An 18,126-nucleotide genomic window follows, 5' to 3' on the forward strand; every position below is an offset into this window, starting at 1 on the left:
GTCAATCCAGCAGCGATCGCAGGCCTGCAATGGCGTCCTTGCCACGGGCCTGCTTCTTTTCCGGGTCTTCCTTGTCGGCACGCCCTTCCCACTCGAGGTCCGCCTCGGGCAGCTCATCCAGAAAGCGGCTGGGCGTGCAGTCCAGCAACTCTCCGTAGGCTTTGCGCTGTCGGGCCAGGGTCAGTGTCAATGTGCGCCGAGCGCGGGTAATCCCGACATAGGCCAGGCGACGCTCCTCTTCCACGGTATCCGCCTCGATCGCATTGCGATGGGGCAACAACGCCTCCTCCAACCCCATCAGATAGACATGGGGAAATTCCAGCCCCTTGGCGGCATGCATGGTCAATAGCTGCACCCGGTCGGAGTCGTCCTCTTCCTCCTGCTGTTCGAGGATATCGCGCAATACCAGCCGCGAGATGGCAGCCTCCACGCCATCGGTCTCGGTTGTGGTACTGTCCGAATCCGCTTCGGGCTCGCGGTCGAGGGATTTCTCGAGTTGATCGATCAGAGTCCAGACATTGGCCATACGCCGCTCGGCAATGGTCGGTGCACTGGCATGCTGGTAAAGCCAGGCTTCGTAATCCATATCCCGAATCATGTCGCGGATGGCGGCAATGGCGTCATCCTGATCCATGCGCCGGCGTATCCCATCAATGAAATGAGTGAAGCGTCCCAGACGTTCGACGGCACGGGTCGGCAGGACCTGCTCCAGCCCCAGTTCATGACAGGCGGCGAACAGTGACACACCACGCTCGGTGGCATAGTTGGCCAGTTTCTCCAGCGTGCCGGGGCCGATTTCACGACGCGGTACGTTGACGATACGCAGGAAGGCATTGTCATCGGCCGGGTTGATCAGCAGGCGCAGATAGGCCATGGCGTCCTTGATCTCGCCGCGCGAGAAGAACGAGGTACCACCGGAAAGCTTGTAGGGAATCTGGTAATGCTGAAGTTTGAGTTCCAGCAGGCGGGCCTGGAAATTGCCACGGTAGAGCACCGCGAAATCTCGCCACTCGGCACGCTCCTTGATGCGTCGAGTGAGGATCTCGCTGGCCACCCGTTCGGCTTCGGCCTCCTCGTGGCGATTGACGACGACGCGGATCGGCGCGCCGAGGCCCTTATCCGACCACAGCGCCTTCTCGTAGACGTGCGGGTTGTTAGCGATCAGCGTGTTGGCGGCGCGCAGGATCAACTGGGTCGAGCGGTAGTTCTGCTCGAGCTTGATCACGCGTAGCCGCGGGAAGTCCTCGCCCAGGGTGACCAGGTTCTCCGGGCGGGCACCGCGCCAGGCATAGATCGACTGGTCGTCGTCGCCGACCACGGTGAATGTGCCGCGCTCGGCCATCAGCAGGCGCACCAGCTGATACTGGCTGACATTGGTATCCTGATACTCATCGACCAGCATGTAATGAATGCGGCGCTGCCAGCGTGCCAATGTCTCGGGATCATCGCGCAACAGCACCACCGGCAGCAGGATCAGGTCATCGAAATCGACCGCGTTATACGCCTTCAGATGACGCCCGTAGGCTTCGTAAACTCTTGCCGCATACTGCTCGTCATCATCGGCGGCATGCGAGAGTGCTTGTCCCGGCAGAACCAGATCATTTTTCCACTGTGAGATCCGGTGCTGAACCCGCGCGATCTGATCGGCATCGACCTGGGCGTCTTTCTGCATCAGGTCACGCAACAGCGCCTTCGCGTCCTCGGGATCGAACAGGGAAAAGCCGGGTTTGTACCCGAGCGTCTTGAGTTCACTGCGGATGATATTGAGCCCCAGGGTGTGGAAGGTCGACACCGTCAGGCCGTGCCCCTCCTTGCCCTTGAGCAGCGATCCGACACGCTCCTTCATCTCGCGTGCCGCCTTGTTGGTGAACGTCACGGCCGCAATACGACGTGCGCTCATGCCGCATTCGCGTACCAGGTAGGCAATCTTGGTAGTAATCACGCTGGTCTTGCCGGAACCGGCCCCGGCCAGTACCAGGCAGGGGCCGTCGATATAGCGCACGGCGTCCTGTTGGTGCGGGTTGAGAGCGGAAAGACGCTGTTGGATCGTGGTCATCACTTCACTCGTCGAGATCGGCGCCGGAAAAGTCGAGTTGCCGCCAGGCTTCGAACACGATCACTGCACAGGCATTGGAAAGATTGAGGCTACGACTGCCGGTCTTCATGGGAATGCGCAGGCACTGCTCGTCAGGCAACGCATCGAGCATCGATTGTGGCAAACCCCGTGTTTCGGGGCCGAATACCAGCGCATCGCCCTGGCGGTAACGGGGCGCATGATAGCCGCTGCGTCCACGCGTCGAAACGGCGAAAATCCTCACCGGTTCGACGGCGTCGAGAAACGCCGGCCAACTCGCATGAACAGCGACCCGCGCCCACTCATGATAGTCCAGTCCGGCGCGGCGCAACCGTTTGTCATCGAGCGTGAACCCCAGTGGCTCGATCAGGTGCAGCCGAAAGCCGGTATTGGCGCACAAGCGGATCAGGTTGCCGGTATTGGGCGCGATCTCGGGCTGATAGAGCACCACATCGAGCATGGCGTTCACTCTGCCACGCCATAGCGGGCCCGATAGGCACGAATCGCCTCGGCATGCGGCGCCATCTCGTGGCTGGCGTACTGCTCGAGATAATCGAGGACGTTATCCAGGGTCACGATACTGATCACCGGCATGCCATAGCGAGCCTCGACATCCTGAATCGCGCTGGTCTCACCGCTACCCTGCTCCTGACGGTCGAGGGCAATGACGACGCCGGCTGCCGAGGCTCCTGCATCATCGATCAGCGACATTACCTCGCCAATGGCGGTACCCGCCGTGATGACATCGTCAATGATCAAGATCTTGCCCTCAAGGGTGGCACCGACGGTATTGCCTCCCTCACCATGATCCTTGGCCTCCTTGCGATTGAACGCGAAAGGCAGGTCGCGGTCGTGGTGATCGGCCAATGCCACGGCCGTTGTCGCCGCTAGCGGTATTCCCTTGTAAGCTGGGCCGAATAACACATCCGCTGTCACGCCGCTATCGGCGATCGCCTGGGCGTAGAAGCGCCCCAGACGGGCCAGCGATGCGCCGCTCTTGAACAGACCGGCATTGAAGAAGTAGGGACTCACTCGGCCCGACTTCAAGGTGAACTCACCGAATCGCAACACGCCCTGGTCGATGGCAAACTCGATGAATTCGCGCTGATAAGGCTGCATTTGCTTGGACACCCAACCCCCTATCACTTTTATAAGCTAATGCCATTTACCTAAACGTCTAATCGTCGGGTATCATACAGGCGCGACGGAAAAGGGAACATGTATGAAAATCGCCAGCATCAATGTCAATGGAATCCGCGAAGCAGTCGACCGAGGCTTTCTCGACTGGTTGGCCAACCAGGACGCCGACGTGGTCTGCGTTCAGAATCTCAAGGTCAAGAGTTTCGAACTCGATGACAGCATTCTCTACCCGGAAGGCTACGAGGGCTACTTCCTCGATGCCGAACAGGACGGCTTCTCCGGTGTCGGACTCTACTGTCGCAAGATCCCCAAGGCCATCATGTATGGTCTAGGGTTCCCTCAGTGCGACAATGAAGGGCGATTCCTGCAGGCCGACTACGACCGATTCAGCATCGTCAGTTTTCTGATGCCCGACGGCAGCGATCCCGATGCCAAGGCTACGTTCATGGAGCAGTACCAGGAATACCTGGCCAAGATGGCACGCAAACGGCGTGAATACATCATCTGTGGTACCTGGCACATTGCCCACAAGACCATCGATTTGGCCAACTGGGCGGACAATCAGACCACACCGGGTTTCAAACCCGAAGAGCGTGCCTGGATGGATCAAGTCTTCGGCCCTACCGGTTTCATCGATACCTTCCGCGAAGTCAATCGCGACGCCGGTGAATATACCTGGTGGCCGGCACTGGATCAGGACCAGCCACGGACTCGCCAGGAAGGTTGGCGTCTGGACTATCAGGCCGTGGGCACCGAGTTTCGCCGCCACATCGTCGATGCATGGATTGACGACGATGCCACGTTTTCGGAATTCGCTCCCCTGATCGTCGAGTACGATCTCAGTCTGTAAACGCCGCTTTCCGTCGCCGTCCACGCCAGCACGCCGGCTCCCCTACGGCCGGCACGCTGGCTTGGGTCATCGCGATATCAGCTACGGATCCCCAGGGATTCGCGCTGGGCATCGAACAACTGTCGTCCGGCCCCTTCGGCCAGATCCAGCATGGTATCGAGTTCGCCACGACTAAACGATGCCGCTTCCGCTGTCCCCTGAACTTCGATCAAGCCTCCGCCTTCGGTCATGACCACGTTCATGTCCGTATCCGCTCCACTATCCTCAGGATAGTCGAGGTCAACGACCGGCTTGCCCTTGAAGACGCCGACCGACACCGAGCTTACCAATTGCTTGAACGGATCGCCCTTGATCTGCTTGTTGCGCTGCATGTAGCGGATGGCATCCACCAACGCCACGCACCCACCGGTGATCGCTGCCGTGCGCGTGCCACCATCCGCCTGGATCACGTCACAGTCGATGGTAATGGTGAACTCACCCAGTTTTTTCAGATCCACCGCCGCACGTAGCGAGCGCCCGATCAAGCGCTGGATTTCCAGGGTTCGTCCGCCCTGCTTGCCGCGCGTTGCCTCACGGCCACCGCGCGTATGCGTGGCCCGTGGTAGCATGCCGTATTCGGCGGTGACCCATCCTTGATTCTTGCCACGTAGCCAGCGTGGTACACCGGCTTCGACGCTGGCATTGCACAGCACCTGGGTATCACCGAAAGTCACCAGTACCGACCCTTCCGCATGACGCGTGTAATCGCGAAACAACGTCACTTCACGAAGCTGGTCGGGTTGTCGTCCACTCGGGCGCATATCACCTCTCAAGCCATTACCATTCGAATCGAGCGTCCCATTCTACATGCTAACGGCCGGGAATCGGTTACACTATTTCACCTAGGTCACGTGTCACCAAGTAAATGGCTAGCGTCTCAGCTTCACCCATATCGATCAGGAGAATGCATGGTTCATAGCATGACGGCCTTCGCCCGACACAGTCACGATGCTGACTGGGGCAACCTGCAGTTGGAGCTTCGCTCGGTCAATCAACGCTATCTCGACCTGCATTTCCGCTTGCCCGAGTCACTCCGCGACCTGGAGTCGACCTGGCGGGATCAACTACGCGCACGGCTGGCGCGTGGCAAGATCGAATGCACCCTGCGATTCACCCCCAGTACTGCAGGCACCTCGGTGACAGTGAACCGGGACCGCCTCGATGAACTGGCCCGTGCCCTGCACGAAATCCGCGGTCTGGTTCCCGATGCCGACATGCCGGATGCCCTGGCGCTGCTGGATCATCCCGGCGTGATCGACACGGAAGAGACCGACATCGAGCAGATCAGGCAGGTCGCTCACGCGCTGTTCGCTCGTGCCCTGGACGACCTGGTCGTCGGTCGCGCTCGTGAAGGCGAACAACTGGCCGAGCTGATCCGTACGCGCCTCGCCGGAGTCCGCGAGCAAGTAGACGCGGTACGCACACGCCTGCCCGCCATCATCGAAGGACAACGCAAGCAACTGCTCGACCGTCTGGAAGCGGTGCGCACCGAGCTCGACCCGCAGCGACTGGAGTCCGAACTGACCCTGATGGCCCAGAAAGCCGACGTCGATGAAGAACTCGACCGCCTGGCAACCCACGTCAACGAAGTGGAACGGCAACTCGGCCAATCAGGCCCGGTGGGACGACGCCTGGACTTCCTGATGCAGGAACTCAATCGCGAGGCCAATACCCTGTCATCCAAATCGGTCGTCGCCGACACCACCCGCAGCGCCGTCGAACTCAAGGTCCTGATCGAACAGATGCGCGAACAGATCCAGAATATAGAGTGATGTCCATCCTCATCTACACAATTACATAATATACTGTTTTTAATAGAAATTTTCTGATTGGTTGTCTATAGCTGTCTACGAAAATCTAGCTTAAGCCAGCGCAAAGTGGGGAGTACAATGGGGAGTAAACCAGTGTACTACCCACCAAGAGGCTCGATTTTCCTATGGGTACTCCCCACTTCAAACGCTCACCCCTGGACTGGAGCATCCCGCCCAGGGAAACAAGCCCTGCGCCAACCTGGCAGAAAAAGCCGTGTAAACATGCTCTTGATGAGGCACGCCCTACTCTGGTCACCACAAATTCAAACAAATGTTTCAAATTTTTTATGCACGCTGGAGGAGGGGCTAATGGGCAGCTTTACCGCCAAGAAGGTCCAGTCCCTGATCAAGGACGGAACACCGGGACGCTACAGCGACGGCAACGGCCTGTACCTGATGATTCCAAGGAAGGGCATGCCCTACTGGATGCTTCGATACACGTTCGCCGGAAAGCGGCGTGAGCTGACGCTGGACAAGTACGCGGATCTTTCCTTGGCCGAGGCTCGAGAGCAGGCTGTGGAATCCCAGAAGGCCATCCGTAAAGGACTCGATCCTGTCGAAGAACGCAAGCGTGAGGAGCAGGTCGCCATCCATACTGTCCAGGGCCTTTTCACCGATTGGCACCAGGACCTGGAGAAACGCCTCAAGCACCCTCACATCCCCAAGCGTATCTTCGAGAAGGAAGCTGCTCCATCTATCGGGCACCTACCCCTGGAGAACGTCACCCCCATGGATGTGCGGACGATCATCAGGAAGGTCGCCGGCAGCGGCCGCCCAACCATTGCTAACGATGCCCTGATGTATCTTAAGCAGTTGTTCAATCATGCCATCAAGCTTGGACTGCTCACCTATAACCCGGCATCGGCCTTCAACGTCAACGATGCGGGGGGTGTCGAGAAAAGCCGCGACAGGGCTCTGAGCCTCGATGAGATTCGCCAGGCTTTTCAAGTTTTCAGGGAAAACAGCGATAGCTTCAGCCGCGACAACTATCTCGCCTGCGCCCTTCTCCTCACTCTGGGGGTACGCAAGACTGAACTGATCGAAGCCCAGTGGGCCGAATTCGACCTGGAGAACAGGCAGTGGGATCTATCGGGGGAACGTAGCAAGTCAGGTGTTGGGATCAGAATACCGCTCCCGCCGCAAACCATCGTCTGGCTGGATGAGCTCAAGACCCGAGCCTGTGGCTCGGACTACGTCTTTCCTAACCGTCGCAGCAGTAAGCAGCCCCATATGGGCAAGGACACGCTGAATCGCGCCATTTCCAAGTTGTTCGGCCGAGAGCCAGGCAACAAGCCTCAGCCAGAGAACAAGATGGGCAATATCGCCGAATTCACCGTACACGACCTGCGACGCACCTGCCGCAGCCTGTTAGCTGCCGCTGGCGTACCGGGGCACATCGCGGAGCGCTGCCTGAACCACAAGCTCAAGGGCGTGGAAGGCATCTACGATCGTTACGACTACTTCGAAGAGCGGAAACAGGCCCTGACCAAGGTGGCAGAGCTTGTTGAGCCTGCCATCAGCGAAGACCAAAGCGAATGTCCGGTAGGCCATGAGCAGACAATGACAGTATAAACGCACCTCCTCGGCCAAAACAGCAACATCTGGAGCCGGATTTTTCCAGTTCTGGCTGGACCTAATAAGAGGTCAGGGGCAGGGTCAGTATGGATTCCTCTCGTTTGGAAACGGTTGAACTCTTCGAGGGCAGATCGACGGGCGCCCAAGCCCTGGGAATGCCTACTGCGACCGTGAGCCGCCGAATTTCCGAGCTGGAAGCCGGCCTGAACGCCGCCCGAGGGTTCCTGCGACTCGGCCTGGATGATCTGTTGATGGTGGCACGCGAATTTTTGAATCCGCGGCTGGCTCGGTAATCCCCCATTTGTAGAGGGTTTCAACAGTAGAGCCCTGGCCACTCCAACACCCTGAGTATTCGATCAATAACTCCATTCGTTAACGCATAGACGCCAATAGTCTACAATTCGATTCGGACGGGGGAATCTTCTATGGCCAGCAGCTCTCAAATCAAAGCCTTACTGAACAGTTACGCGGATCAGGACAACGACCGCTTTTTTGCCGTGGCGCTCCAGGTGGCGGCTAAAGAAGCTCAGCGTGGGCACCACAAAGTGGCCCGGGATATTCGCTCGCTGGTGGAAAAACTCCAGCATTCACAGAGCCAGGCAGACAAAAGCCAGCAGCCAGAGCAGCCAACGCCCCTGGTCACGCCTCAGGGAGAGCTGGAAGAGCTTCTCGAGCAGCTAACGCCAGCGGTAAGGCGCAATGAGCTGGTTCTCCCAGAGCAGGTCAGTTCTCGAATTGACGGTGTCATCCACGAGCAACGCCAGAAAGCCAAACTGGCACAGTACGGTCTTTTGCCCAGCCGGAAACTCCTGCTCGCAGGCCCACCTGGCACCGGTAAAACGATGACAGCCTCAGTGCTCGCGACGGAGCTCCAGCTGCCGCTCTATACAGTCCGTCTGGATGGGCTGGTCACGCGCTACCTTGGTGAGACGGCATCCAAACTCCGCAAAATCTTCGATCAGATCGCTGCAACTCGGGCCATTTACCTTTTCGACGAGTTCGATGCGATCGGTGGTGAGAGAGCCCAGAGTAACGACGTGGGCGAAATCCGGCGTGTCCTCAACTCCTTCCTCCAGTTCCTGGAGAAGGACACATCTGAAAGCCTCATCGTTGCTGCAACCAACCACCCAGATCTTCTCGACAAGGCACTCTACCGGCGGTTTGATCAGATCATTCAATATCCAATGCCGGATACTCGTGAAATTGAGAAGCTGATCCAGAACCGCCTGGTGGCATTTTCCCTGGAGCAACTGAACCTTTCTGAGGCCGCAAAAGCAGCTAAAGGGTTGAGCCCAGCTGATGTAACCCGATGCTGCGAGGAAGCTGCGAAGACTTCCGTACTTAACGGGCACCCAGTCAACACCCAACGACTCGTTGAGGCATTCCAGGAGCGCAACACTCACCGCTGAACAATGGACGCTACATGGCGCAGTGGAAGCAACATATAAAGCTGGAAGGTGTAGCCATTCCCGAGTCCTTCCGGAAAAAGGGACGGGGCCCACGTCCACTGATTCCGCAGTGTGATCGCTTCACCCATGGAGGAAAGCTTCAAGGTGAACTCTCCCACGCATGGAGCACGTACGAAGAACGCAGGCAACGGGTTCCCTCACCGCTAGACCGTGATCGCGGCATCTTCCTTGAAATCACCAGCCAACCTGGATACCCGCTTCCCGAGGAGAAGCTGGACAATCAGGATTTCGATCTCCGGCACCTCCGTAAAGTCGGTGATCAAGAAGTGGCAGTCGTTTTTGTGCCGGAAAAATCGCGTCGACGTGTTGCCAACAAAATCGAGAACTACCTTGATCCCAAGAAAGACCGAAAAGGCAAACCAAGCAACCAGTTCCTAGTCACCCGGGTTGCCGAAATAAAGTTGGCAGATACTGCCAGCTTCTGGACGGACTCCACTGAACGATTACCTGAGACTCCTGACAAAAAAGTCTGGCTCGAGCTGTGGATTAAACGAAGGGCAACCCACCTTTCTCGGGAAGAACTCTCAGAGGCCCTTAGCCAGAACACGGAAATCGAAATTGGCAACAGCGCCCTCACCTTCTTCGACAACTACGTCCTTCTGATACGCGCCTCGCTCAACGACCTCGCGTTCGCGCCAGAACTCATTGGCTCCCTGGAAGAGCTGAGAGCAGCAAAAGAACCACCGGAATTCTGGGTTGAGCTCTCACCCTACGAGCAGCATGAATGGGTGCAGGAGCTGCTTGAGAGAACGCAGCGCCATGCGCCTGAAGCAACCGCATGCATTCTGGATACCGGCATCAATTATCACCACCCTTTGCTGGCACCCGCTTGCGCCGAGGAACGATCCGTCTCCTGGAGACCTGAATGGCCCACATTCGATGAGTTTGATCGGTTCAACCCGCTCAAGCGCACAGACGCCCACGGGTCAATGCAGGCTGGTGTAGTTATCTATAACGACCTACGAGCTGCATTGGAGGGACAGGAAACAATCGAACTGCGCTTTGATGTGGAATCCGGCCGCATCCTTCCTCCCAACGGCTCCAACCCGCCGGGTCTCCTGGGTCAATTGACGGCGGGTACCGCGTCCAAACTGGAAATCGATCGCCCACTACTTCCCAGGGTGTATTCGCTGGCTGTAACTGCTGCCCCCGAACCAATCAGCGGCCAACCCTCCTCATGGTCTGCAGAAATCGACCAATTCACCTCAGGTGCTGAAGACGGAACCGCTCGGCTGTTCATCATCAGCGCCGGCAACAATCCAAATGTTGCTCCCAATACCGATCACTGGGATCAGGTAGCCCAAACCCCCATAGAGGATCCAGCTCAAGCCTGGAACGCGCTTACTATCGGCGCTTACACAGAGCAGACTTCAATTCGGCACACCACTTTCGATGGATGGTCGCCCATCGCAGAAGCCGGCGACGTTGCGCCTCAAAGTTCCTCCTCAGTTTACTGGGAATGGAGAGACCAGGCTCCGTTCAAGCCAGATCTTGTTGCCGAAGGCGGAAACTGTGCACTCTCGCCAGACCACAAAGACGCTGACATGATCAATCCACTGTCCGTGCTAACGACATCCGGTCGGACGGATGGTGCCCTTTTCGAATACCATGGCGACACGAGCGCAGCCTGCGCTTCCATAACGCACATCGCGACTGACCTTAGGGCGACCTACCCCGACCTCTGGCCGGAGACCATTCGTGGTCTTTTGGTGCACTCTGCAGAGTGGACTCCCGCAATGGAAAGGCGTCTAGAGCACCTCAGGCGAACTACAAGCCGCTCAGCGGCAACGGCCACTATGCTGAGAACGGTTGGCTATGGAGTCCCCAATAAAGTGAGGGCAAAAGCCAGTGCGGCCCATGCACTCACCCTTGTCTACGAGGACTATCTTCAGCCATTCTCCCAAAAACTTGGAAAAAAGCGCTCAGATCCGACGCTCAACCAGATGCACCTGATAAGGCTACCTTGGCCGACCATGGGGCTGAGTGAACTGGCACCCGAGACAAAGGTGCGCCTGAAGGTTACGCTCTCCTACTTCGTGGAGCCTAATCCAGGACGACGCGGATACCGCTCCCGGTATCGGTATCAATCACATGGGCTCCGGTTCGATGTTATTCGTCCTGCCCAAGGCGAGACCAACTTTCGGCAGAAAGTTAACGAGGAGGCAAGAGACGAGTCCTACAGTGGCCCCGAAGAACAGGATTCAGGCTGGATGCTGGGCCCCTCGCTGCGCACGAGAGGAACGCTTCACTCAGACACCTGGGAAGGCACAGCAGCCGACCTGTTGCGCCGTAACACGCTCGCGGTCTACCCAATCGCTGGATGGTGGAAATACAGAGAAGCAGAAGAACGATGCAATGAAAACGTTCGCTACTCACTGCTGGTCAGCTTGGAGGTCCCAGAGAATTCAGTCGACATCTACTCCGAGGTGGCGAGCAAAGTAGCGGTAGAAACGCCTGCAACGATCAGCGTTTAATCAGGCCTTAGTCAAGCATTCGAACACCTATAGCACGCACCTTTCACTATGGTGCAAGGCAGTAAAAAACATGGAATCGCGGATTCGCGACATTATCCTTTCAATCGTGCCCAACGATGGCAGCACTATCGGTAACCAAAGCCTTTTCAAACAGGTGCGCGAGCAGATTGAAGCAGATGGTGGTAACTATCAAGAATCCGAGATCAATAAAGTCCGTGAATCCCTGATTACGGAAGGCGTCCTTGGCAAAGGGCGCGGCAGAGGCGGCTCAGTTTACCGTAAAAACCAACCGAATCCTCAACACTCCCCTACGGACAAAGCTGATACTCAAAAGAACAAAGAGACCCCGGACCCTATGCCTAACAACCAGCACTTCGGCACCTACGAGCACCCGAACGAAGCGACGCAACGCCCAGATGTGGGACTCCAGGACCAATTTCACCAGGTCAAAGAGCCGAAAACATACCGGTATGACTCAAGCCTTGCGCCTGAACTGACGTGGGACGAAAGCGCAGAACGGGAATTTGCCGAGTGGCTGATAAATCTCATTGCCGAAGCCGAGGAAAAAGGAGAAAACGCTGTCTTCAACGAACCCCAGTGCTGGCAGGGTACGGGTGAAACTTTCCGCTCCATGCAGCAGTGTGCCGCTCGCCTGCGCAGTCTGACTCGGCCGTTCTTGAACTGGGCAGGTAAAGCGGAACGTCAGCAGATAAGCGTCGCGACGGTGCCCCTTTTCGTCCATGAGCGACATTCAACACGCGCCATCCTCGATAAACTCAAGAATTACAAAGCTAGCGGTCAGAGCATGGACCTTTTCGGTGATCCCGAGACGGATATTGCCGATAAGCTGGATGCCTACGAGCACAAAGGGCCCTGGACCAACCGAATGATTTTAGGCGACTGTAATGACCCCCTGGTTTCTGCACACCCTACGCGACTAATGCCGGGTGTGCTCGGGGTGCCACATAGTCCAGAGACTGATGTGGCCGTTCTTCGCTGAAGTCGTAGATCACCGCTTTCGACCCGGCGTAGGAGGTGGTGGCGTAGGCCCAGAGGTCGGCTCGATGGGTCTTCTTCTTGCCCGGGGCCAGCATGGGTACCGGCGTCTCGTCGGTATGCAGCACGGGCTCATCGTGCAGCCGCTCGCGTAGCGCATCGACCAGCGGCTGGAGTCGCACGCCGCAGATGCCGACCCATTCGGCCAGGGTGGAGAGCGGGATCGCCACGCCGGCACAGGCAAAGATCTGTGCCGGCCGGTACAGCGGCAGATGATCGGCGTACTTGGTGATCAGCACCTGAGCCAGCAAGCCTGACGGGGGATGCCCTTGTCGATCAGATGGGCCGGCATCGGCGCCTGGGTCAGCGTCTCGCAGTGATCGCAGACCCACTTGCCACGGATATGTACGCGGTGGTACCGCCAAGGCGCAGTGTCTCCTGTACTTCGTCGATACACGGACCGATAATGTCCGAGTCGATTCGGTCGGGCCGCTCCCCCTCAGTCCCATGATCACCGCGTGACCTGTCCCGTGGCCAATACCAGTGGCTGACAAGGAACCAAAGAGCTGAATTTCGGCTCGTGCAACGTGCTCAAGCAGGTTGCGCTGCTGCACCTCGTCTAGGAAACCGCAGCGGCCTGCATCGGCCCCACGGTGTGAGAACTCGACGGCCCAACACCGATCTTGAACAGATCGAAGACGCTGATTGGCATGCTTTCCCCCGAAAAAAACAAGTGTCGCTGTATGCTAGCGGTCGAAGACAACTGTTCGGTTGTCATGCAGGAAAACACGCCGCTCCACGTGCAACGCTACCGCTCGGGCTAGGGTCAGACACTCAACGTCACGCCCTTTGGTCACTAGGTCCTCGGGATAGTCGGTATGACTGACAGGCTTCACATCCTGGGTAATGATCGGGCCTTCATCCAAAGTGTCATTGATATAATGCGCTGTAGCCCCAACAAGTTTGACGCCCTTTTCATACGCTTGGTGATAAGGTCGTGCCCCTTTGAAACCAGGCAACAATGAGTGGTGGATATTGATCGCCCGACCGGCGAGCAGCTCACACATGTCGCTGGATAGTACCTGCATGTAGCGGGCAAGGATCACCAATTCGGCAGCGGTCTCCTCGACCACCTCCCTTACCTGTGCTTCCTGCGCCATCTTGATTTCGGGGGTAATCGGGAGATGGTGATAGTCGATCCCGTGCCACTCCGCCAGGGATGCTAAGTCTGAGTGGTTGGAAACGATGGCCCGTATCTCGATAGGCAGCTGACCAACGCGATAGCGATAGAGCAGATCGTTGAGGCAATGATCGGCCTTCGACACCATGATCACCACAGGCATGCGTCTTTCTGGTGGCGTCAGTTCGAAGCTCATCGAGAAATCGGCAGCCCGCTCGGTGAAGCCCGCCTGAAAGGCCGCGGCATTGAATAGCTCGTCCTCGGGCTGGAACTCAGTACGGATAAAGAAGCGCCCACTGAGCCGATCATCGAAGGATTGCTGCTCGGTGATATAGCAGCGGCTTTCCTTGAGGAATCGCGTCACTACATCCACGGTACCGAGGCGGCTGGGACTCTGGGCCGCCAGGATCCAACGGTTAGAGTTCTCTTGCATATTGTGTCTCCCGGACGGGGACCGCTGGCCACCGGTCCCGTCTCTGTCAGACCTCGACACCGATGGCATATGCCTCGCCAGCATCCAGGATCCATCGATAGAGGTAATCAGCGAAGCTTCTCCGCAGCACCAGCTCCCAGCGGGTCTCTGTGGGGCGGCGCAGGATCAGGTTCGCCTTAGCGAACACTGTGGTGACGCCCTTGCCCACCGGGAAATTGTCGGGATGGACATCGTAGGGTGTCGATTTCATCAGCAACTCGCGGGCGGCCTCGCCTTCGAGTTCGAGCAGCGTCTGGCCGCCGCTGACATTGACGATGGCGTAGTGGGCGTCGCCCAGAGCCTCGCGCAGCTTGCCCTCCAAGCCAAACTCCTCGCCACCGGGCACGATCAGCAGCCACTCATCGGGCGAAAGCCACTGGATCGAGCGCTCGCCACCTTCGTCCCGGCTGAGCGCATTGGGATATGCTGGCAGGCCGAAGCCAAGTACCGAGTGCACCGCTTCGTCGAGGACGATGGCGCCGCCACGTAGAATCAAGTGCCCCAGCAGGGCCCGCTCACGCAACGCCACCCGACTCTCGGTGCAGGGGGCAGGTGCCCCCGAACGCTGATGGAAAAAGACCAGTGGCGACTCAGCCGATATCTCCACGCCGGGATGCGTTTCGAAGGTCCTGATGTTTTGGGCAACTAAATTAGACATGTTGGCGCTCCCCTTTAGGATCGTAAAAGACATTACTGACGATCTCGGCCTGGTGCACCTGGCCATCGACCATGGGCAGATAGACCGTCTCACCTATCCGGTGATGCCCGCCCTTGACTACCGCCAAGGCAATACCATGACCGAGAATGGCGCTGTAATAGCTGGAGGTCACATGGCCAACCATGGGCATCGGGATAGCGTGATCCGGATCGAAGACGATCTGCGCACCCTCCTCCAGCACCACGGCCGAATCCTTGGGTTTGAGGCCCACTAACTGTTTCCGATCCTTGCGTCGGGTATCGGAGCGCGACAAGGCACGTTTGCCAATCCAGGGAAAGGGTTTGTCGTAACCGACGGCCCACTGCATACCCAGATCTTCCGGGGTCACCGAGCCATCCGTGTCCTGGCCGGCAATGATCAAGCCCTTCTCGGCTCGAAGTACGTGCATGGTCTCGGTACCGTAGGGCGTCAGGTCATACTTGTCGCCGTGCTCGAACAAGGTCGTCCAGACGTGCAAGGCGTAGTTGGCCTGAACGTTGATCTCGTAAGCGAGCTCACCGGTGAAGGATATCCGGAACACCCGTGCCGGGACATCCGCGACCTGACCTTCACGCCAGTCCATGAACTTGAACTGCTCTTTGTCCAGATCGATATCGGTGATCTCCGAGAGCAGTTTGCGCGCTTCAGGACCGGTGACGGTGATCGTCGCCCAGTGATCAGTGACCGAAGTAAAATAAACCTGCAATTCAGGCCACTCGGTCTGGTGCCACAGCTCCAGCCACTCCATGACTCCGGCTGCCCCGCCGGTGGTGGTAGTCATCAGGAAGTGGTTCTCACCCAGGCAACTGGTGGTGCCATCATCCATCAGCATGCCGTCGTCCTTGCACATTAACCCATAGCGCACCCGTCCAGGGGCCAACTTGGCCCACTTGTTGGTGTAGACCCGACCCAGGAACTCCCGGGCATCCGGCCCTTGGATGTCGATCTTGCCCAGCGTCGAGGCGTCCAGCACTCCGACCCCCTGACGGACGGCCAGACACTCCCGCGCCACCGCCTCGTCCAGCGTCTCGGACTTGCCGTTGACAGTCTTCGGGAAGTACCACGGACGTTTCCACTGACCCACATCCTCGAACTCGGCACCGTGCTCCACGTGCCATTGGTGCAGGGCGGTGTACCGCTCGGGGTCAAACAGATCACGGCAGTGACGGCCAACGATGGCGCCGAAGGTCACCGGCGTGTAATTGGGTCGGAATACTGTAGTGCCCACCTCGGGGATCGTCTTGCCCAGGCAACGGGCGGCGATGGCCATGCCATTGATGTTGCCGAGCTTGCCCTGATCGGTTCCGAAGCCCATGGCAGTATAGCGCTTGACGTGCTCGATGGACTCGAAGCCCTCGCGGGTGGCCAACTCGATGGCCGCCGCGGTGACGTCATTCTGCTGGTCGACGAACTGCTTGGGCCCCCGCAGAGTCGGCTTCTCGTGGGGCACCTGATAGAACGCACAGGCGGCGCCTTCGCGCAGCGAGTCCACCTGCGGCAGTGCGATGGGCCCGGCCGGGCGGTCCAGCGCTTCTAACGCCTGTTCGGCCATGGCGGCACCGTCAGCCAGTCCTTCGGCCAGATCATGCACACCTCGGGCGCTGCCTGCAGCATGCACCCCTCTTACCAGACTGGGCACGAAACCGAGACTCTCCTCATTCCAGGAAGGACGCGCACCGGTATGGGATGCCAGGTGAATCACCGGGCTGTAGCCACCTGAACTGGCGATGGTGTCGCAGGCCAGAGTCTCGGCCTGACCGGTGACCTTGAATGCCTCAGCATCGATAGCAGCGATACGGGCACCACTCACCCGATTACCGCCCTTGGCCTCGAGCACCGCCGCGCCTTCGATGATGCGGATGCCGCGGGCGCGTGCCTGCGCCACCAGTTCGCCGTCAGGTGCCTGGCGAGCATCAACGATGGCCACCACTTCGCGGCCGACATCAAGCCAGTCCAGGGCGGCGCGGTAGGCGTAATCATTGGTCGTAGAAAGTATCAGCTTGTTGCCGGGCACCACGCCGTAGCGACGGACATAGGTCGACACCGCACCGGCCACCAGGTTTCCGGGCACATCGTTGCTGCCATAAACCAGTGGCCGCTCGTGGGCGCCGGTAGCCAGTAGCACCTGACCGGCACGCACGCGATGCATCCGCGACCGGGTGGGACGGTAGCCGGCTCCTTGCGGCGCTGTCTCGCCAAGATGCTCCGTGCGCCGCTCGTGTAGGGTCACGAAATGATGGTCATGGTAGCCGTTGGCGGTAGTACGCGGCAGCAGTGTGACATTGTCACACTGGGCAAGTTCATCAAGCACCCGTTCCACCCACTGAACGGCGGGCTGATTATCGAGCAGTTCGCGGCTGTCGAGCAGTGAACCGCCCATCTCCTCCTGTTCGTCGCAGAGAATCACTCGAGTGCCACTGCGCGCAGCGGTCAGCGCCGCTGCCAAGCCAACCGGTCCCGCGCCGATGACTAGCAAATCACAGTGCTGATTGAGGTGATCGTAGCTGTCGGGGTCCCGCTCCATCGGGCTACGTCCCAAACCAGCTCCCTTGCGAATGACTTTCTCGTAGGTCATCCACATGGAAGCGGGTGCCATGAAGGTCTTGTAATAGAAGCCTGGTGGCATGAAACGTCCACCCAGCTTGCCAACCAAGCTCATCAGATCACGCTGGACGTTGGGCCAGCCGTTGGTACTCTGTGCCGTGAGGCCGTCGAACAAGGCCTGCTGGGTGGCGCGTACGTTGGGGACCTGAGCCGACTCCGTACCACCTAACTGGATCAGTGCATTAGGCTCCTCAGCGCCGGCGGCAACGATGCCACGCGGCCGTGAGTACTTGAAGCTGCGATTGACGATGTTCACCCCGTTGGCCAACAGCGCGGAAGCCAGAGTGTCGCCAGCATGACCTTGGTAACGTTTGCCATTGAAGGTGAAGCTCAGGGTGCGGGCGCGATCGATGCGCCCGCCTTCACGAAGACGGTTAATTTGGTTCATGCCTTGACTCCTTCCTGACGCGACATGGCTTCCGCCTCGGTAGTTACCTTCTCGGAGAGACTCCCTTCGGGAAACTCGGCGGTAAAGCGCGGCAGTTCGCCCATTTTATAGGTCTCGAGGATCGCGTAGCTCACGGTGTGGCGTGTGATATTGAAGAACTTGCGACAGCCCACAGCGTGTACCCACAATTCGTGGTGAATACCACGCGGGTTGTCACGGAAAAATAGATAGTCGCCCCACTCTTCGTCGCTGCACGCCTCAGGCTCCTCGGGACGTGCGATGTGCGCTTGGCCCTTGGGATGGAACTCCTCTTCCTCGCGATGTTCCTCGCAGTAGGGGCAGTAGATATGAAACATG

The 18,126-nt window shown here is 58.4% G+C and carries 14 protein-coding genes and 3 pseudogenes; 7 read left to right on the forward strand and 10 right to left on the reverse strand.

The window, feature by feature from the left end:
* Nucleotide 1: 1 nt before the first annotated feature.
* Genes rep through pyrE form a run of 3 tightly spaced genes read right to left on the reverse strand, consistent with a single transcriptional unit; the run spans nt 2 to nt 3,193 of the window.
* Nucleotides 2-2,056, reverse strand: coding sequence for a DNA helicase Rep (gene rep, locus FVV99_RS01340; RefSeq protein WP_148252197.1), 2,055 nt, complete (start codon nt 2,054-2,056; stop codon nt 2-4).
* Nucleotides 2,057-2,060: 4 nt separating this feature from the next.
* The gene (trmL, locus tag FVV99_RS01345) at nt 2,061-2,534 is read right to left on the reverse strand and encodes a tRNA (uridine(34)/cytosine(34)/5-carboxymethylaminomethyluridine(34)-2'-O)-methyltransferase TrmL (RefSeq protein WP_148252198.1); all 474 of its coding nucleotides are present in this window, start codon (nt 2,532-2,534) and stop codon (nt 2,061-2,063) included.
* Nucleotides 2,535-2,539: 5 nt separating this feature from the next.
* Nucleotides 2,540-3,193 carry an orotate phosphoribosyltransferase gene (gene pyrE, locus FVV99_RS01350; RefSeq protein ID WP_148252590.1) on the reverse strand — a complete coding sequence of 218 codons (654 nt, stop codon included), beginning with the start codon at nt 3,191-3,193 and terminating at the stop codon, nt 2,540-2,542.
* Nucleotides 3,194-3,296: 103 nt separating this feature from the next.
* Between pyrE and FVV99_RS01355 the strand changes: the two genes are divergently transcribed.
* A complete protein-coding gene (locus tag FVV99_RS01355; protein ID WP_148252199.1) occupies nt 3,297-4,064 on the forward strand; it encodes an exodeoxyribonuclease III in 768 nt (255 codons plus the stop codon).
* Nucleotides 4,065-4,141: 77 nt separating this feature from the next.
* Here the strand turns inward: FVV99_RS01355 and rph are convergent, their stop codons facing one another.
* Nucleotides 4,142-4,864: a ribonuclease PH gene (gene rph, locus FVV99_RS01360; RefSeq protein WP_201745001.1), complete on the reverse strand. Its 723-nt coding sequence runs from the start codon at nt 4,862-4,864 to the stop codon at nt 4,142-4,144.
* A 147-nt stretch (nt 4,865-5,011) separates the two neighbouring features.
* Here rph and FVV99_RS01365 point away from each other — a divergent pair, with 147 nt between their 5' ends.
* The 6 genes and pseudogenes from FVV99_RS01365 (at nt 5,012) to FVV99_RS18620 (ending at nt 12,432) form a co-directional block, all read left to right on the forward strand.
* Complete coding sequence (locus tag FVV99_RS01365; RefSeq protein ID WP_148252201.1) at nt 5,012-5,875, forward strand: YicC/YloC family endoribonuclease; 864 nt, start codon at nt 5,012-5,014, stop codon at nt 5,873-5,875.
* 348 nt (nt 5,876-6,223) lie between these two features.
* A complete protein-coding gene (locus FVV99_RS01370; RefSeq protein WP_148252202.1) occupies nt 6,224-7,486 on the forward strand; it encodes a tyrosine-type recombinase/integrase in 1,263 nt (420 codons plus the stop codon).
* Nucleotides 7,487-7,674: 188 nt separating this feature from the next.
* Nucleotides 7,675-7,779: pseudogene (locus FVV99_RS18615) on the forward strand (IS481 family transposase); the annotation flags it as partial.
* A 135-nt stretch (nt 7,780-7,914) separates the two neighbouring features.
* Entirely contained in the window at nt 7,915-8,898 is a 984-nt protein-coding gene (locus FVV99_RS01380) for an AAA family ATPase (RefSeq protein WP_148252203.1), read from the forward strand.
* 14 nt (nt 8,899-8,912) lie between these two features.
* The gene (locus FVV99_RS01385) at nt 8,913-11,432 is read left to right on the forward strand and encodes a S8 family peptidase (protein ID WP_148252204.1); all 2,520 of its coding nucleotides are present in this window, start codon (nt 8,913-8,915) and stop codon (nt 11,430-11,432) included.
* Nucleotides 11,433-11,502: 70 nt separating this feature from the next.
* Complete coding sequence (locus FVV99_RS18620) at nt 11,503-12,432, forward strand: hypothetical protein (RefSeq protein ID WP_201745002.1); 930 nt, start codon at nt 11,503-11,505, stop codon at nt 12,430-12,432.
* Here FVV99_RS18620 and FVV99_RS01395 read toward each other — a convergent pair.
* The 6 genes and pseudogenes from FVV99_RS01395 to FVV99_RS01420 all read right to left on the reverse strand — a co-directional run.
* Nucleotides 12,419-12,834 (reverse strand): annotated as a pseudogene (locus FVV99_RS01395) (IS66 family transposase); the annotation flags it as partial. The gene FVV99_RS18620 and the pseudogene FVV99_RS01395 overlap by 14 nt on opposite strands.
* Nucleotides 12,835-12,919: 85 nt before the next feature.
* Nucleotides 12,920-13,206, reverse strand: a pseudogene (locus FVV99_RS18625) (serine dehydratase beta chain); the annotation flags it as partial.
* Nucleotides 13,175-14,041: a formyltetrahydrofolate deformylase gene (gene purU, locus FVV99_RS01405; RefSeq protein WP_148252205.1), complete on the reverse strand. Its 867-nt coding sequence runs from the start codon at nt 14,039-14,041 to the stop codon at nt 13,175-13,177. The pseudogene FVV99_RS18625 and the gene purU, both read right to left, overlap by 32 nt.
* A 46-nt stretch (nt 14,042-14,087) precedes the next feature.
* On the reverse strand, nt 14,088-14,738 hold the full coding sequence (locus FVV99_RS01410) for a sarcosine oxidase subunit gamma (protein WP_148252206.1): 651 nt from the start codon (nt 14,736-14,738) through the stop codon (nt 14,088-14,090).
* Nucleotides 14,731-17,769 carry a sarcosine oxidase subunit alpha family protein gene (locus tag FVV99_RS01415; RefSeq protein ID WP_148252207.1) on the reverse strand — a complete coding sequence of 1,013 codons (3,039 nt, stop codon included), beginning with the start codon at nt 17,767-17,769 and terminating at the stop codon, nt 14,731-14,733. Before FVV99_RS01415 ends, FVV99_RS01410 begins: the two co-directional genes overlap by 8 nt.
* Entirely contained in the window at nt 17,766-18,125 is a 360-nt protein-coding gene (locus FVV99_RS01420; protein ID WP_148252208.1) for a sarcosine oxidase subunit delta, read from the reverse strand. Before FVV99_RS01420 ends, FVV99_RS01415 begins: the two co-directional genes overlap by 4 nt.
* Nucleotide 18,126: the final 1 nt, after the last annotated feature.

Origin of the sequence: Aidingimonas lacisalsi, assembly GCF_008079445.1 — a bacterium.
GTDB lineage: Bacteria > Pseudomonadota > Gammaproteobacteria > Pseudomonadales > Halomonadaceae > Aidingimonas > Aidingimonas lacisalsi.

What these genes read in the sequence shown, in the direction of transcription:
- FVV99_RS01410 (WP_148252206.1), bottom strand. Translation starts at nt 14,738, where the DNA reads ATGTCTAATTTAGTTGCCCAAAACATCAGGACCTTCGAAACGCATCCC.
- FVV99_RS18620 (WP_201745002.1), top strand. Translation starts at nt 11,503, where the DNA reads ATGGAATCGCGGATTCGCGACATTATCCTTTCAATCGTGCCCAACGAT.
- FVV99_RS01370 (WP_148252202.1), top strand. Translation starts at nt 6,224, where the DNA reads ATGGGCAGCTTTACCGCCAAGAAGGTCCAGTCCCTGATCAAGGACGGA.
- FVV99_RS01380 (WP_148252203.1), top strand. Translation starts at nt 7,915, where the DNA reads ATGGCCAGCAGCTCTCAAATCAAAGCCTTACTGAACAGTTACGCGGAT.
- trmL (WP_148252198.1), bottom strand. Translation starts at nt 2,534, where the DNA reads ATGCTCGATGTGGTGCTCTATCAGCCCGAGATCGCGCCCAATACCGGC.
- FVV99_RS01355 (WP_148252199.1), top strand. Translation starts at nt 3,297, where the DNA reads ATGAAAATCGCCAGCATCAATGTCAATGGAATCCGCGAAGCAGTCGAC.
- FVV99_RS01420 (WP_148252208.1), bottom strand. Translation starts at nt 18,125, where the DNA reads ATGTTTCATATCTACTGCCCCTACTGCGAGGAACATCGCGAGGAAGAG.
- purU (WP_148252205.1), bottom strand. Translation starts at nt 14,041, where the DNA reads ATGCAAGAGAACTCTAACCGTTGGATCCTGGCGGCCCAGAGTCCCAGC.
- rep (WP_148252197.1), bottom strand. Translation starts at nt 2,056, where the DNA reads ATGACCACGATCCAACAGCGTCTTTCCGCTCTCAACCCGCACCAACAG.
- FVV99_RS01365 (WP_148252201.1), top strand. Translation starts at nt 5,012, where the DNA reads ATGGTTCATAGCATGACGGCCTTCGCCCGACACAGTCACGATGCTGAC.
- FVV99_RS01415 (WP_148252207.1), bottom strand. Translation starts at nt 17,769, where the DNA reads ATGAACCAAATTAACCGTCTTCGTGAAGGCGGGCGCATCGATCGCGCC.
- FVV99_RS01385 (WP_148252204.1), top strand. Translation starts at nt 8,913, where the DNA reads ATGGCGCAGTGGAAGCAACATATAAAGCTGGAAGGTGTAGCCATTCCC.
- pyrE (WP_148252590.1), bottom strand. Translation starts at nt 3,193, where the DNA reads ATGCAGCCTTATCAGCGCGAATTCATCGAGTTTGCCATCGACCAGGGC.
- rph (WP_201745001.1), bottom strand. Translation starts at nt 4,864, where the DNA reads ATGCGCCCGAGTGGACGACAACCCGACCAGCTTCGTGAAGTGACGTTG.